Source organism: Pseudomonas sp. Irchel 3E19 (assembly GCF_900187585.1).
Taxonomy (GTDB): domain Bacteria; phylum Pseudomonadota; class Gammaproteobacteria; order Pseudomonadales; family Pseudomonadaceae; genus Aquipseudomonas; species Aquipseudomonas baetica.
Window position 1 is genome coordinate 1 of sequence record NZ_FYDT01000083.1, and the last position, 15,137, is coordinate 15,137.

The following is a 15,137-nucleotide window of genomic DNA, read 5'->3' on the forward strand; positions in this document are numbered from 1 at the left end:
TTGGCACCCACCACAGGAAGGGAATCGGGTGGCGTGGGGCGTCAGATCGATCTGGAGGGCATCACCATCAGGCTTGATCGTGACGACAGAAAAGCCCTCCCAAAAAGGAAGGAAAGTATTAATATCGCGCATAAGAACGCCGGTTTGTTAGATGTGTTTGCTCGCACGAACATCATCAAGCAAATCGGCGTTCTTGTTTCTGTGTTTCCCGGGATTCCGTGAAGAACCACAAAAAAGCCCCTCAAAAAGAGGGGCTCCCTGTACAGCCAAAACCCAGAATCAGGTCATCTGAATGATGGTCTGCATAATGGTGCTCTGAGTCGAAATAGTCTTCGCGTTCGCCTGATAGTTGCTCTGACCCTTGATCAGATCAACCAGCTCGTTGGTCAGGTTAACGTTGGACTCTTCCAGCGAGTTGGACACTACCTCACCCAACGTACCGGTCTTCGGCGCATCGTAGCCCGGAATACCCGACGCGAAAGTCTCTTTCCAACCGGTACCACCAACAGCCTGCAGGCCTTGTTCGTTGGTGAAACTCGCCAGTGCAACCTGGCCGATGGCCTTGCTCTGGTTGTTGCTGAAGTTGGCGAACAAAGTACCAGTGCCGTCGATGGTCAGGTTAGTGATCTGGCCAGTGGCGTAACCATCCTGAGTCGGAATCGTACGCGAGGTGTCAGCGTTGTACTGAGTGGTCTTGGCCATCGAAATGGTTACGCCATTCGGATTGGCAGCCGCGCCGTTAGGCGTAAAAACACCGTTGGTCACGGTGCCGGGCACCCAGCCAGTCATCTTCAGGTCGCTGCTGATGATCGGGGTCGGCGTGCTTGGCGTGCTGACCTGAGTCAACTTGCCAGCAGAGTCGAACGTCAGCGTCGAAGCAACCGGAGGGGTCGTGAGTGGGTTACTACCGGTTGCGTCCGGATTGCGCCCATCCACCAGGGTGTAAACCTTCCATGTGTTTTCGCCAGTCTTCACAACATACTGATCCATGTCGTGCTTGTTACCCTGCGAGTCATAGATCGGAGTGCTGAACGACTTGGTGTAGGTCTCAAGCTTGCTCGGATCGAACTTGACGGCGTTGGTGCCAGTATCGACGATCACCGGTGCCGACGAGTTCAGGTTGATGCTCGAACCCACTGCCGAAGTCGACTTCGGTGCCAGGTTCGAAGTGTCGATCTTCAAGTCAGTCAACACGCCGTTGATGATTTTGCCGTTAGCATCCACACCGTAACCTTGCAGACGCGAGGTGTAGTTGGTGTTGGTGATGTAACCAGCGTTGTCGACCTTGAACGTACCGGCACGGGTGTAGGAAATCGAACCGTTGTTGCTCATGGTGAAGAAGCCGGAGCCGTTGATGCCCATGTCCAACACGTTGCCGGTGTTGTTGATGTCACCTTGGTTGAACTGCTGGGAAACGTTGGCCAGGCGCACACCGTTACCGATGACCTTGCTGCCGCTGCCCAGGCGAGTCGACGAATAAACATCTTCGAATTCTGCGCGGGACGATTTGAAACCGGCGGTCGCGACGTTGGCGATGTTGTTGCCGGTTACGTCCAGTTGCTTGTTGGCTGCATAGAGACCGCTAAGGCCGATATTGAAAGACATATTCCACTCCTTTGTGCCGGTTAGTCGGCTCTATATACCAATGGTTTGTACTTTGGACAGGGCAACGGAGCCCTTGCCGGCCAGGTTGAGCATCAGCTCGCCACCGGACTGGCTCATGGTCACGCTGTTGACGGTGGCCGGCAGGTAGGTCGCCAGATCCGTCGCCGTGCCGTTGATCGCAGCACTGGCCTTGAAGGTGTAAGTGCCGACCGGCACCACGGTGCCCGACGAGTCCTTGCCGTCCCACGTAAAGCTGGCAGCGCCGGCTGCGCGACTCCCCAGATCAATGGTGCGTACGGTTTTGCCGCTGCTGTCGGTAATCGTCACCGTGCCACCGGCGATGGACGATGGGACCGTCGCCGTGCCGGTCAGACCTTTGCTCGGATCGTCGAGTTGGGCGGTGTTGGTCTGCACAATCACGTTGCGACCCACCAACGACGACGCCTGCAACGCCTGCGAGGAGTTGTAGTTGCCAGCCAGCGAGCTGACCGTGGTGTTGAGCGTGGTAATGCCTTCCAGACTGCTGAATTGCGCCAACTGCGCAACGAAGGCGCTGTTGTCCTGCGGGTCGAGCGGGTTCTGGTTTTTCAGCTGGGTAACCAGCAGTTGCAGAAACGCATCCTTGCCCAGCGCTTTGCCGCCGGTGGTGCTATTGGTCGCTGCTGCAATGCCATCCGTGGTGGTGCTGCTCGTCTTCCTCGACGAGTTCGCCAAGATGTCTTTCAGGCTGAGGCCGCTGGTGGTATCGGTAACGCTCATGGCAGTCGCCCCTTATTACTGACCCAGGGTCAGTACCTTCTGCATCATGGTTTTGGCGGTGTTCATCATTTCGGCGTTGGTCTGGAACGAACGGCTCGCGGAAATCATGTCAGCCATTTCTTCCACCACGTTGACGTTCGGGTAGTAGACGTAGCCTTTGGCGTCAGCGGCCGGATGGTTCGGCTCGTAACGCGCTTCGAGATTGCTCTGGTCTTCGACTACGCCGAGTACCTGCACGCCTTGACCGGCGGCGTCCTGGCTCTGGAACAGCGAGTTGCTGCCGCTGTTCTGGCCGCCCTGGAACATGGTGGCGAACACCGGGTGACGGGCGCGATAGGTCTGGTCGATGCTCGACGAGACGGTTTCGGCGTTGGCGATGTTCGAAGCCACGGTGTTCAGACGCGTAGTTTGTGCGCTCATGCCGCTGCCGGCAATGTTGAAAACGCTGGACAGGGACATGGATTACTCTCCGCGCAGGGCTGATACCAGCCCTTTGAATTTGCTGTTGAGCAGCGTGAAGCTGGCCTGGAAACCGACCGCGTTTTCCGCGTAATTCGATTGCTCAAGCTGCGCGTCCACGGTGTTCTGGTCGATCGACGGTTGCATCGGCGTGCGATACATCAGCGACTCATCACCATTGCCCAGACCTTCAGCCTCGATGTGACGGCTGTTGGTCATGTTCAGGGCGAACGTACCGCCGCTCTTGGTTTTCTCGGTCTGCGCCTCAAGCACTTTGGAGAAATCCAGATCCCGAGCCTTGTAGTTCGGGGTGTCGGCGTTGGCGATGTTGTTGGCCAGGACTTCGGCACGCTGAGCGCGGAAGCCGAGGGCTTTTTCGTGAATGCCGAGCGCTTTATCGAAGCTGATGCTCATGTCGGGAACCTTCGGGTGACCGGTTTTTCGTAACTGAGCTTTAGCAAGCGGCGTGCCAATGTGAGAAGTGCCCGTAATCAGGGGCTTTGCGCGGAGTCGGCAAGGCGGCAATGCCAGAAAAGCGGCAACCGGTTTCCGCCGGATGCCGCTTTTCTGCCGCTTGACTGCCTCTCTCACGACCACCACCGCTCCCACAATGGGATTTGAGGTGTGTGGTGGATATATTTCAGGCATAAAAAAACGGCAGGCCTTTGCGGACCTGCCGTTTTTTGTGTCGCCGATGCAATCACTTCGCCTGGTAAATAATCCCCGGGCTGCACTGAACCATCTGGTAATGATCCGGCAAGCCGTTCAACGCTTCGGAAGCGCCAAGGAACAGATAGCCGCCCGGCTTCAACGTACTGTGAATGCGCAACAGGATGTCTTTCTTCACTTCAGCAGAGAAGTAGATCAACACGTTGCGGCAAAACACGATGTCGAACTTGCCAAGCGCTGCATAGCTATCGAGCAAGTTGAACGAGCGAAATTCTACCCGATTCTTGATCGGCGCCTTGATCACCCAGCGGCCCGGCCCTTTCGGGTCGAAATAGCGCTGCAAACGATCGGGGGACAGACCGCGCCCGATCGCCAGGCTGTCGTACTCGCCGGTCTTGCAATTGGTCAGCATGAGGCCGGACAAGTCCGTGGCAACAATCTGCACCCCCATCTTCAACTGGCCAAGATTGCTGCGCTCGAACTCGTCGATCGACATCGACAACGAATACGGTTCCTGACCCGACGAGCAGGCTGCGGACCAGATCCGCAGACGCTGGTTGGGACTGGCCTTGATGGCTTCGGGCAGCACCCTGTTCTTCAAGACTTCAAACGGATAGGTGTCACGAAACCACAGGGTTTCGTTGGTCGTCATGGCATCGACCACCTGCTCGCGCAAACCGCTGCGCGGCTGGGTCTGGATGCGCTGAACCAGCTCACCCAGAGACTTGATGCCTTGCTGCTCCATCAGTTTGTTGAGACGGCTCGAGACCAGGTACTGCTTGTTTTCACCGAGCAAAATGCCACAGGCTTTTTCCAGGAAGACCCGGAACTGTTCGAAATCCAAATTACCCGTAGACAATGATGCCGCCTCTTAAATCGTGTTGACCGCCAAGAGCAAAACGCTCTCAGCTGATATCTGCTGCTTTGATCCGGTCGACTACCCGGGATGCCAGGTCATCAGGGCGGAATTTGGCCAGGAAGTCATCGGCACCGACTTTCTTGACCATCGCCTGATTGAATACCCCCGACAACGAAGTATGCAGGATGATATGAAGCTTTTGCATGCGAGGATCACCGCGAATCTCCGCCGTCAGTGTGTACCCGTCCATCTCCGGCATCTCGATGTCGGAGATCATCATCAGGAACTCTTCTTCCGGCTTCTTGCCCTCGTCGACCAGCTTGCGCAGATAATCCAGCGCCTGCTTGCCATCGTTCAACGCCACTACCTCGACGCCGATCGTCTGCAGGCACCGGGTGACCTGCTTGCGCGCCACCGACGAGTCATCGACCGTCAGCACCCGCAGCGACAACGCCTTGGTCTGAGTCTCGACATCGACCACACCCACCGAAATCGCTTCCGGCGTCGGTGCAACTTCCGCCAGCACTTTCTCGACGTCGATGATTTCGACTAACTGATTGTCCACCCGAGTCACAGCGGTCAGGTAATGATCGCGCCCCGTGCCCTTGGGTGGTGGATGAATCTCTTCCCAGTTCATGTTGACGATGCGCTCCACCGAGCGAACCAGGAAACCCTGGGTCTTGGTGTTGTACTCCGTGATGATCACGAACGGACTGTTCTTGTCTTTCAACGCTCCGGAGCCGGTCGCCATTGCCAGATCAAGGATCGGAATGGTCGCCCCCCGAATATTTGCTACCCCGCACACGACAGGACTGGATTTGGGCATCAACGTCAGCGACGGGCATTGCAGCACTTCCCGAACCTTGAACACGTTGATCCCGTAGAGCTGCTGACCGTCGAGACGGAACAACAACAGCTCCAGGCGATTCTGCCCTACCAGTTGCGTGCGCTGGTTTACCGAATCCATTACACCAGCCATGCCCAGACTCCTACACCAACGCCAAGTGTTGTTGCGACGCACATTTATTGCTAAACGGCACGGCGCTTGCTTTTTAACCCGTATGAACGCTCAAACGACATTTTTCCGACACCTGACATCCCGCACCCGCAAACGTGTTTGCGCGATGTTGGCCGTTTGCCTCTTTTTCGCTGGCAGCCCTGCCGGTGCTGATACGGTTACCTTGCCTGACATGCTTATCGGCGTCACTCAGGGCTTTCTTGAATTCACCGTAGAAGACTATTTGGCTTCCAGTCAAACGCAAGGCCGTTACGAAATCGAGGTCAAGCAGCTCGACCCCCGCATGCGCATGCCCATGTGCGACAAGGAATTGACAGCGTCTTTGGAGAGTCCGGCACGTCCGTTGGGGCGGGTAACCGTCAAGGTTCGCTGTGAGGGCGCCTCGCCCTGGACAGTGTTCGTACCCGCTCAAGTCCGCCTGTTTCGCGAGATTGTCACCACGACCCGCCCCCTCAAACGAGCCGGCATTATCGAGCCGCAAGACGTGACCTTGCGCGAACGCGACGTCAGCGTCATCAATCAAGGTTTTCTGACCTCGGTAGACGAAGCGATCGGGCAGAAATTAACCCGACCAACGGTCGCCGATCAGGTCATTACCCTGGTCCATCTCGAACAGGCAGAAGTCGTGCGCAAGGGTGATCAAGTGGTCATCATCGCCCGCAGCGGCACACTCGCCGTACGCATGCCCGGCGAAGCGCTGGCCAATGGTGGTCTGAAAGAACAGATCAGGGTAAAAAACCTCAACTCCAATCGAGTCATCAAGGCCCAAGTCATCGCGCCAGGCCAAGTGGAAGTGGCCATGTAAAAGCCTCGTGAGAAAACTGGCGCGGACCCCGTCGCTTCCCTAAACTGTGCCGCAGCAGGACACGCGCTGGCGCATGCAGGCTCATTGGTAAAATGTGCCTAAAGTTTTCCAGGGGATGGCCGAAAACATGGCAAGCGTCCAAATTCCCAGAGGTTTTTATCATGGTCATCGATTTCAGCCGTTTGAACAGCTCCTCGTCACTTACGGGCAGTACACGTACCAGCAACGCCAAGGAAACCGCCGAAACCGGTACCTCCGCGCCGCTGAATACCCAGGCCGAACCGGCCAGTACCGCAAAAAGCGGGGAATCGGTACACCTCAGCAATGAGGCTCAACAGTTGCAGAAGATCACTGACAAGCTGCGCGATCAACCTGCCGTCGACAAAGCCCGTGTGGCCGAGTTGAAAGCCGCGATTGCCGATGGCAGCTATAAAGTCGACAGCAACCGTGTAGCCAGCAAACTGCTCAACTTCGAAGCCCAGCGCTAGGCATTCGCCTGCGCCAGGCTTTTGGACGCTTAAAACCCAAGGCCAGCCATGCACGACACTAATTTATTGCAACTGATCAACGACGACTTTGCTCCAGCTCAACAATTGCTGGAGTTGTTGCAAACCGAATCCATCGCTTTGCACGGTCGTGACATGCCACTGCTGGAAGAAATTCTGGCGCGCAAACAGGCGTTGATCATTCTGCTTGAACAGCATGGCCGCAAACGCAGCGAAATCCTCGCCAGCCTCGGTCTGTCGACGGATCGTCAAGGTCTCGAACAACTGGCCAGCCAGTCGAGCATTGGCGAGCAGTTGATGACGCAAGGCGACGCACTGACCGATCTCATCGCTCAATGCCAGGCTGCCAACGCCAAAAATGGCCAGTCGATCCAGATTCAGCAGGCCTCTACGGCCAATCAGCTGAAAATCCTCACCGGGGGCGAACCGCCAGCGCTGTATGACGCCAGCGGCACTTTTGCCAACCCCGCCAAGCCGCGTACATTCAGCCAGGCATAAGCCGTTGATGCGCCAGCCCTATCAACTCGCGAAACATGCTGGCAAAATGATGGCCAGTCGTCATATTTTGTCTGGAGAGTGATAAACCGTGTCCAACACCCTAAGCGCGGATGATGCTCCGCAGCCCCCAAAGGTGCTCACCACGCCACTGGAAATCTCCAGCAACCTGCGCCAGCTGCAAGAAAGCCACGACCCACTGATCATCACGTTTCATGAACGCAGCCAGCGCTTTCAGAGCTACCTGATCAAAGTCGACCGCGACAGCGCTTCGATCGCCTTGGACGAAATGATCCCGCGCGACGGCGAGCGCTTCCTGCTCGCCGGCGAGCCGTTCAAGGTCGAAGGTTTCCACGAAGGTGTGCGCATTGCCTGGGAATGCACCGGCACGCTGAACATCGAAGAGTCCGACGGCGACCGCTTTTACACTGGCGAGCTGCCAACCGAGGTGGTTTACCACCAGCGCCGCAACGCCTTCCGCGCCGCATTGAAGCTCACCGACCTGGTCAGCGTCGAACTGGGCGGCGAAAAGCTCAAGGCGCCGATCAACGGCAAGCTGCTGGATATTTCCGCCACCGGTTGCAAGCTGCGCTTTGAAGGTGACATCACCGAACGCCTGCAACTGGGTCAGGTCTACGATCGCATGATCGCCCCGCCGCTGTTCGGCAATCAGCCGGTCTCCGTTGAGCTTCGGTATCTGCACTTCGAAGAAAAACTCAACATCACCTTTGCCGGCCTGCGTTTCCACAACATCAGTGGTCAGGCGGCTCGCAACGTTGAGCGCTTCGTTTACCAATTGCAGCGTGAAGCGCGGCGATTCGACAAAGACGACCTGTGATTCGAACACGCAAATAAAAAGGGCAGTCCTTGGCGGGACTGCCCTTTTTTATGTTCGACGGATTCTCAAGGCCTGGCGCCACTGATGTCCGGAGTGGGTTTTTCGCTGTCGTCGTCCGGGCTTGCTACTGGCTCAGGCTCAGGCTCTTTGTCTGTCTCGGTCTCAGGTTCCGGCGCGACTGTATTCTGCATCTGCTCCTGCACCACTTGCTCATCCACACGGGGGTCGAGGGCTGCTACCAGCGGTGAGCTGGACATGCTGTCCGGCATCGCCACGTGATGCAACGGCGCATCGTCGACCTGGTGCAGGTTGGTCACGGCTTTCGGGCGTATCCGCCACACCAGTACCAGGGCAAAGAAACTGAAGAACGCGTACAGGCTCTGGCTACCGAAGAACTTCATCAACACACCCGCTGCCAGCGGACCGATACTGGCACCGACCCCGTAAGTCACCAGCAGCATCGCCGTCAGCGATACCCGGCGATCGCCTTCGACGTGGTCGTTGGAAAACGCCACCGCCAGTGGATACAGACAGAACTGCACCAGCGAACAGAGGAAGCCGACCACAAACAGCACCTCCAGCGGCACCTGCGGCAGGATCGCCAGCGGCAATGCCGCCACCGCCAGAAACCCGGCAAAACAACGAATCAGCAGCGCGCGGTCATAACGGTCCGACAACCAGCCCAACGGCCACTGCACCAGCAGTCCGGCAAAAATGCAGCTACCCATGAACAGACCGACCTGTTCGGTCGACAGCCCTTGCTGCGAGGCATACAACGGCGCCAGACCGTAGAACGAGCCAATGATCAAACCCGCCCCGAGCACCGTACTCAAGGACTGCGGCACGCGTTTGATGAAGAAGCGGGGTTCCATCGGCGCAGGATGCAATGGCGCCGGGTGAATCCGCCGTGTCAGCGTCACCGGTACCAGACACAGCGCAAAGCACAGGGCGACCAGCATCAGCAGTTCAAGACCGAGCCCCGGATGCATGACCAGAATCAGTTGCCCCAACACCAGCCCCAGATACGACGCGATCATGTAGCCGCTGAACACCAGACCGCGCTGATTGGCGTCGGCCTGCTCATTGAGCCAGCTCTCGATCACCATGTACTGGCACATCATGCCCAGACCGACGATCGTCCGCAGCACCAGCCACGCCGGCAACCAGTCCACCAGACCATGGCCAAGCACCGCCGCCCCGACAATCCCGGCACACGCCGAATAAGCACGGATATGCCCGACCCGGGCGATCAACCGGTGGCCGATTTTGCCGCCCAGCACCAGGCCGAAATAGTTGGCCGCCATCAACGCACCGACCCACAGGCCGTCGACATCGTCAGCAGCCAGGCGCAACGCCAGATAAGTAGACAAAAGGCCTGAGCCGATCAACATCATCAGCGAGGCGAAATACAGGGCTCGAAAGGATTTCCAGATTTGGCGCATCGGCGTTCCGAGCGGCTCCTTGCAGTAAATATCGGGCTACCAAAACGATAGCCCGATGGCGGCGGTACGTCAGGCCTGGGCTGCTAGAACACGTCGTTCCCAGGGAGTGATTTCATCAAAGAAGCTGGTCAACTCCATGGTCTTCGAAGCGATGTAGCCTTCGATGAACTCCTGTCCGAACAGTTCCCTCGCCAATTGGCTAAGTTTCAGACGCTCGAGTGCGGCATGCAAGGTACACGGCAGCGCAAGATTGTCCGGTACTTCGAACTCACCCTGAATCGCTGCGCTCGGCTCAAGCTCATGCTCGATGCCATGCAAACCGGCGGCCAGACTGGCGGCGATCGCCAGATACGGATTGGCATCGGCACCCGGCAAACGGTTTTCGACCCGACGGGCGACCGGCGCACTGGCCGGAATGCGCAGCCCGGCGGAACGGTTATCGTGCGACCAACAGGCATTGTTCGGCGAAGCATAGGGATGGCACAGGCGCTGATAGGAGTTCACATTCGGTGCAAACAACGCCGTGAAATCGGCCATGCCGGCCTGCTGCCCACCGATGAAGTGACGGAACATCGCAGTCGGCTCGCCGTTGGCATCGCTAAAGACGTTCTTGCCGGTAGCGATGTCGACGAGACTCTGGTGAATGTGCATCGAACTGCCCGGCGTATGCGCCAGCGGTTTGGCCATGCACACCACGGTCAGGCCATGCTTGAGCGCGACTTCTTTGAGCAGATGCTTGAACAGGAATGTCTGATCGGCCAGCAACAGCGGATCACCGTGCAACAGGTTGATCTCGAACTGACTGACGCCCATTTCATGCATGAAGGTATCGCGCGGCAGACCGAGGGCGGCCATGCATTTATAGACTTCGCTGAAGAACGGCCGCAGACCGTTGTTGGAACTGACGCTGAACGCTGACAAGCCATCCTCGCGGCGCCCATCAATGCCGACTGGCGGGCGGAACGGTTGCGTCGGATCGGTATTCGGGGCGAAGACGAAGAATTCCAGCTCGGTCGCCACCACCGGCGCCAGGCCGCGCGCCGCGTAACGGGCGATGACTTTCTTCAGTTGGCCACGGGTCGACAGGTTGGAGCTTTCGCCGGTCAGTTCGTCGGCATCGCAAATCGCCAGGGCACGGGCTTCGTCACTCCATGGCAACGGATGAATCTGGTCTGGGTCGGCAATCAGCGCGAGGTCACCGTCATCGCCGCCGTAAAAACGCGCTGGTGGATAACCGCCCATGATGCATTGCAGCAGCACACCCCGTGCCAGCTGCAAACGCCGTCCTTCGAGGAAGCCTTCGGCGGTCATTACCTTGCCACGCGGTACGCCATTCAAATCCGGCGTGACACATTCAATCTCATCAATGCCCGTCAATCGCTGTGCGAGTGAACCTTGGCCATCGGTTGTCATGACGCAATCCTTGTTGTTGTGCGAGCCGCGAACGGCGACCCGTACAAAATAGGCTCCGGCCGTTCGGAATATCAAGCAGCGTCAAACAAAAAGCCTTGCATCACGGCAGGTAGAGACTGAACACCCCGCCGCCCAACGGGCCGCCGTTGCGAATTTCCGTGCGTCCTTCAACGCCATTACGTTGATGCAACGCGGCGATGCGAGCCGCGAAATACAACCCAAGCCCGGTGCTGCCGCTGCTGTGATTGATGCCCTGCACGTAATCGTTCTGACGCTCAAGCATCTCGGCCGGATAACCATCGCCGTCATCGTTGATGCTCACCACCAGTTGCCCGGCCTCGTCGCTGACAGTAATCAGCAGCGACTCGCGGGCATAACGAATGGCATTGTTGATGCAGTTGCCCAGCACCGAAGCGACCAGCTCACGGTCGAAGAACCCCAACGGACTCAGCGGATCGACTTCATACGTGGCGATGATCCCGCGACTGGCAAACACCTCTTGATGCGCCGCCAGTTGCGCCTCGATGAAATCATCCAGTTCGTGATATGCCGGCTGCAACGGCATCTGATTGACACCGAGCTTATACAGCCCGAGCAGTTGCACCAGCATGCCGTTGAGGTGAGCGAATTCGAAGTCGATCACGCCCTGCTCCGTGCCGCTGCGCTGCGCTTGGGGCAAACGCGCCAGCCATTGGCTATGGGCCTGCATGAGCATGGCCAGCGAGTTCTTCATATCGTGAACGGTGGAGGCGATCACCGTGGAAAAATCCAGAGCCTGCTTGTCTTGGTTCATTCGCCAAACGCCTTGCTTTTCAGCTTCTGATAACGCGAGTAACGCGCGTCAGTGTCGGGCATCAGACCGACCATTTTCAGGCAGGCCCGACATTCTTCCAGCTCCGCCGACGGCACACTGGTGTCGGTGCCGTGCAGCAGCGACTGGGCCATGTTCAGCGCGATACTGATGTTCTTCGGTTGCATTTTCAGCGCCTTGCGGAAGACTTCGCGGGCCTCCACCAGGTTACCGGTCTTGTACACGCGCACGCCCTGACGGTTGAGGTCGGCGGCGGCGTTGCTGGAACTGAGAATAGTCGGGTCATCGGTGAGCTTGGCGATGTCTTTCATCACCGCCGGATCGTCGCCGTAGATCTCCGCGCAGCTCTTGAGCATGGAGGTGCCCGCCTCGGCCTGACCGAGCATCTGCAACTGCTTGGCGACGAGCAGCGCGGCTTCCGGGCTCATGAACTGTTCCATGCCGTCGAGGCGCATTATGGCCTGCTCGGTGAGCTTGTCGGCGGTTTCGGCGTCGTTGAGCAGCAGACTGGTGGCCTTCATCAAACGCGCGCGAATCTGCAAACCGGGGTCGGTCGGGTTCTCTTTGGCCACGGCGCTCAGCGTTGTGTTGATCTCCAGTCGCGTGCGCGTGTCGAGACCGCGCTCACTGCCTTTGCTGATCAGCGCATGGGCCAGGCCGAGGTTGCTTTCCGGATCCTTGAAACGCGACTGCGCGCCCTGCGATACGGCCTGACGGTAAGCCCGCGAGGCCGTATCGAAATCTTCGTTGGTCATCGCCAGTTTGCCGAGCAACGCCTGTCGACGCACCGCCAGCGGCGACAGCCGAATCGCCTCTTCCAGCACCCGCTGCGCGCCTTTGGTATCGCCCTCGGAAACCAGCACGTCGGCCATCCCGTCATATAGCGCTGGCATCATCGGGAACACTTTCAAGGCTTTTTCGTAGACGCCTTTGGCCTGAGCCACTTGCCCGCGCTTGAACAGCAACTTGCCCAACCCGGCAAACGCCCACGGCAACGGCCGGTCAGCAATGATGCTGTCGTAGAGACGCTCCAGTGCTTCGTTCTGATTCAAGTCGCGCAAGGCATCAGCACGGTAGCGCAGGCACAGCGGCGAATAACGGATGTCCTGTTTGCACAGAGCGATGCACGCGTTGAGCACCTCGACCGGTTTGCCACGGTCGAGGGCTTGCAGAATAGGTTTGAGCAACGTCTTGCGCTGCTCCAGACGCTCCAGCCGCTGGGCCAGGCCAGAACGGTTGAACGGTTTGGTCAGGTACGCATCCGGCTCGTGCTCCAAAGCACTGAGCACCATCGCCTGACTGGTCTCGGCCGTGACCATGACAAACACGGCTTCGTGGCTGATGAGTTTTTCCAGCATCAGGTCTTCGAGTACCTGCTGGCCGTTCTTCTTGCCGTCGCCGAGATGGAAATCCTGCAGGATGAAATCGTAGGACTTCTGCGCACACATCTTCAGCGCCTGCTCACCGGTGTCGGCGGTGTCCACGTCCTTGACCCCCAACTCGCGCAACATCGAGCGCACGGAGCTGCGGAAATCCGAGAAATCATCGACGATCAGAAAACTCTTTTGGTGATACGACAGCATCGAAGATTTCCAGGCAATTGAATTAAAAGTACCGAGGGCTTTTACAGGCGCGAAGATGATAACTGCAGGCAAAATGCTATCAAGTGATTTCATTCGCGGCCGATGAGATTGCAAGAGCCGATCGGGTTATCGGCCACAAGTGACGTTCCCTGAAGCAAGCACTTCAAGATTCCTTGCGCAGCGATTACTCTGCGCGCCTTCTACTCTACCGATACAGGGTTTACCTCGTGTACAGCAAAGGACGCTGCATCGTGTCCGCCTGTGCTCTTCTGATTATCCAGGAGGCGACGGCGGCTGGAATGGACTGCACAAAAGCGGCGAACACCGTTGAAAAGACTATTTGTGCCAATAAAATCGTGTACGAACTGGATACACAGATGGGAACGGTTTATCGGGAATTGATGAAGGCTTCCAGTGATGGCCAAGCTGAACTCAAGAGCACTCAACGGCTTTGGCTAAAAGCACGCAACGACTGCGTTGAAGATACTTGCCTGGAGCAAAGCTATCGCGAGCGTTTGCAGTTGTTGCAAGCGCAGTGGAAGGAGGCTGTTGTCTTCAAACCGAGCGACCTCGATAAACAGGTTCTGGACGATCTGCAAAAACGCATCCGGGCGGCCAGCGAAAACGATCCGGAGTTTGCCCTGGAGCGAACACTCGACTCCTTGGCGATCAAAACCCGTCAGACTTCATTTTCCTCCGAGCCTGATGACGATCAATACTCGGAGAAGACTCACGTTCCCAAAGCAGTCCCAAAGGGTGTCAGTCGGCATGAATGGAGCGCCTTGCTCGCCTCGAACCTGAACGCCCATACCGAGCTTGGTCAAATCACGTTTACGTTGTTTGATCTGGACGGCGACGGACAGCGCGACCTCATCGTTCAGACCTATATGGGTGGCACCGGCCTATTCACGTTATTCGAAACCTATCGCCGTGACGGCGATCGATTTACCCGCAGAACGGCTGCTCTTGATAAGGAGTCAGGCGTTGGCAGTTCGCTGTACTCCACTAACGATCGTGGTGCCAACCAGTCGGTGAACTGGATAACCGTGCGCGGCAAGGTCTACGCCGCCTACCGAGACAGTAGATATGGTGTCGATCAGGTGTACCTGCTCAGCCCCCTGCAAATCAACCGCGAAGTGCCCATCGTCACCGTTCACTACCGCTATCAACTGCGCATCCCCCGCACCCAGCACCACAACGGCAACAACATCACTTACAAGCTCAAGCCTGAACTGCAACAGGCACTCACTCAAGGCTTGGCCACGATGGATGAAGAACTATCTGGTACGAGACAAGAGAGACAACCGATCTGCCCCATTCCTCAGTCTGCCAAGGATAGCGAGGAGGAGTATTACGGCTACGGTGCTGGGTATTACGCAGTCGAGTCCGTTGCCGACTTCCCGGTAATCATTGGTACTGAGTGTTTTATTGCGCGATTGAACAATTGGTTCGGCACTTACAGCGAGAAACATGGGCTGTTTGGGCAATTGAGCTTACGCAAGCCGGAATCAATAGAAGAGGAACGCAGCTACGAGGTGAATGGCCGCCGTCGCATCACGGAGATCAGTACCTCGATTGGTAAAGTCGGAGGCGGTGCCGCGGACGCAGAGTAGATCCAGCACTTGAGTCAGAAAGAGCCCCCTAGGTCATCCTGTTCGGGGCTTTTTTGCAAACCGACAAAAGCGCTGAAGCCCGGGGCAGGTTGTTCAGGGATAAGAACTTTCCTTCGGGCAAAACAAAACCCCAATTGCTTTCGCAATTGGGGTTTCGGAATTTAATCTTGACGATGACCTACTCTCACATGGGGAAACCCCACACTACCATCGGCGATGCATCGTTTCACTGCTGAGTTCGGGATGGGATCAGGTGGTTCCA

Annotated in this window: 16 protein-coding genes and 1 rRNA gene; 6 read left to right on the forward strand and 11 right to left on the reverse strand. The window is 57.4% G+C overall.

The window, feature by feature from the left end; translation table 11 throughout:
- The coding region (locus CKW18_RS30740) for a hypothetical protein (RefSeq protein ID WP_218274340.1) at positions 1-222 on the forward strand (222 nt) is incomplete at its 5' end.
- 57 nt (positions 223-279) lie between these two features.
- Here the strand turns inward: CKW18_RS30740 and flgE are convergent.
- From flgE to CKW18_RS28655, 6 genes are all read right to left on the reverse strand, one after another.
- Positions 280-1,605 (reverse strand): flagellar hook protein FlgE, encoded by a 1,326-nt coding sequence (gene flgE, locus CKW18_RS28630; protein WP_095191848.1) that lies wholly within the window; start codon positions 1,603-1,605, stop codon positions 280-282.
- A gap of 30 nt (positions 1,606-1,635) precedes the next feature.
- Complete coding sequence (gene flgD / locus CKW18_RS28635; RefSeq protein WP_095191849.1) at positions 1,636-2,364, reverse strand: flagellar hook assembly protein FlgD; 729 nt, start codon at positions 2,362-2,364, stop codon at positions 1,636-1,638.
- Between the two features lie 15 nt (positions 2,365-2,379).
- Complete coding sequence (gene flgC / locus CKW18_RS28640; RefSeq protein ID WP_003227217.1) at positions 2,380-2,823, reverse strand: flagellar basal body rod protein FlgC; 444 nt, start codon at positions 2,821-2,823, stop codon at positions 2,380-2,382.
- 3 nt (positions 2,824-2,826) lie between these two features.
- A complete protein-coding gene (gene flgB, locus CKW18_RS28645) occupies positions 2,827-3,237 on the reverse strand; it encodes a flagellar basal body rod protein FlgB (RefSeq protein WP_095191850.1) in 411 nt (136 codons plus the stop codon).
- Between the two features lie 286 nt (positions 3,238-3,523).
- Positions 3,524-4,351: a protein-glutamate O-methyltransferase CheR gene (gene cheR, locus CKW18_RS28650; RefSeq protein ID WP_095191851.1), complete on the reverse strand. Its 828-nt coding sequence runs from the start codon at positions 4,349-4,351 to the stop codon at positions 3,524-3,526.
- Positions 4,352-4,397: 46 nt separating this feature from the next.
- Positions 4,398-5,330, reverse strand: coding sequence for a chemotaxis protein CheV (locus CKW18_RS28655; RefSeq protein WP_095191852.1), 933 nt, complete (start codon positions 5,328-5,330; stop codon positions 4,398-4,400).
- Positions 5,331-5,412: 82 nt separating this feature from the next.
- Here CKW18_RS28655 and flgA point away from each other — a divergent pair, with 82 nt between their 5' ends.
- The 4 genes from flgA to CKW18_RS28675 all read left to right on the forward strand — a co-directional run bounded on the left by flgA (position 5,413) and on the right by CKW18_RS28675 (position 8,013).
- Positions 5,413-6,174, forward strand: coding sequence for a flagellar basal body P-ring formation chaperone FlgA (flgA, locus tag CKW18_RS28660; protein WP_095191853.1), 762 nt, complete (start codon positions 5,413-5,415; stop codon positions 6,172-6,174).
- A 161-nt stretch (positions 6,175-6,335) separates the two neighbouring features.
- Positions 6,336-6,662 carry a flagellar biosynthesis anti-sigma factor FlgM gene (flgM, locus tag CKW18_RS28665; protein ID WP_095191854.1) on the forward strand — a complete coding sequence of 109 codons (327 nt, stop codon included), beginning with the start codon at positions 6,336-6,338 and terminating at the stop codon, positions 6,660-6,662.
- 48 nt (positions 6,663-6,710) lie between these two features.
- Positions 6,711-7,178, forward strand: coding sequence for a flagella synthesis protein FlgN (locus tag CKW18_RS28670; protein ID WP_095191855.1), 468 nt, complete (start codon positions 6,711-6,713; stop codon positions 7,176-7,178).
- Between the two features lie 88 nt (positions 7,179-7,266).
- The gene (locus tag CKW18_RS28675) at positions 7,267-8,013 is read left to right on the forward strand and encodes a flagellar brake protein (protein ID WP_095191856.1); all 747 of its coding nucleotides are present in this window, start codon (positions 7,267-7,269) and stop codon (positions 8,011-8,013) included.
- A gap of 65 nt (positions 8,014-8,078) precedes the next feature.
- Here CKW18_RS28675 and CKW18_RS28680 read toward each other — a convergent pair whose 3' ends face one another.
- The 4 genes from CKW18_RS28680 to CKW18_RS28695 form a co-directional block, all read right to left on the reverse strand.
- Positions 8,079-9,455 (reverse strand): MFS transporter, encoded by a 1,377-nt coding sequence (locus CKW18_RS28680; RefSeq protein WP_095191857.1) that lies wholly within the window; start codon positions 9,453-9,455, stop codon positions 8,079-8,081.
- A 69-nt stretch (positions 9,456-9,524) separates the two neighbouring features.
- Positions 9,525-10,766 carry a glutamine synthetase family protein gene (locus CKW18_RS28685; protein WP_170947343.1) on the reverse strand — a complete coding sequence of 414 codons (1,242 nt, stop codon included), beginning with the start codon at positions 10,764-10,766 and terminating at the stop codon, positions 9,525-9,527.
- 202 nt (positions 10,767-10,968) lie between these two features.
- The gene (locus CKW18_RS28690; protein ID WP_095191859.1) at positions 10,969-11,661 is read right to left on the reverse strand and encodes a sensor histidine kinase KdpD; all 693 of its coding nucleotides are present in this window, start codon (positions 11,659-11,661) and stop codon (positions 10,969-10,971) included.
- A complete protein-coding gene (locus CKW18_RS28695) occupies positions 11,658-13,262 on the reverse strand; it encodes a tetratricopeptide repeat-containing response regulator (protein WP_095191860.1) in 1,605 nt (534 codons plus the stop codon). The genes CKW18_RS28690 and CKW18_RS28695 overlap by 4 nt, the downstream gene beginning before the upstream one ends.
- Positions 13,263-13,513: 251 nt before the next feature.
- Between CKW18_RS28695 and CKW18_RS28700 the strand changes: the two genes are divergently transcribed.
- On the forward strand, positions 13,514-14,875 hold the full coding sequence (locus CKW18_RS28700) for a lysozyme inhibitor LprI family protein (RefSeq protein WP_256587118.1): 1,362 nt from the start codon (positions 13,514-13,516) through the stop codon (positions 14,873-14,875).
- A gap of 165 nt (positions 14,876-15,040) precedes the next feature.
- On the opposite strand, the gene rrf is transcribed toward CKW18_RS28700, so the two are convergent.
- Positions 15,041-15,137, reverse strand: a 5S ribosomal RNA gene (gene rrf / locus CKW18_RS28705); the annotation flags it as partial.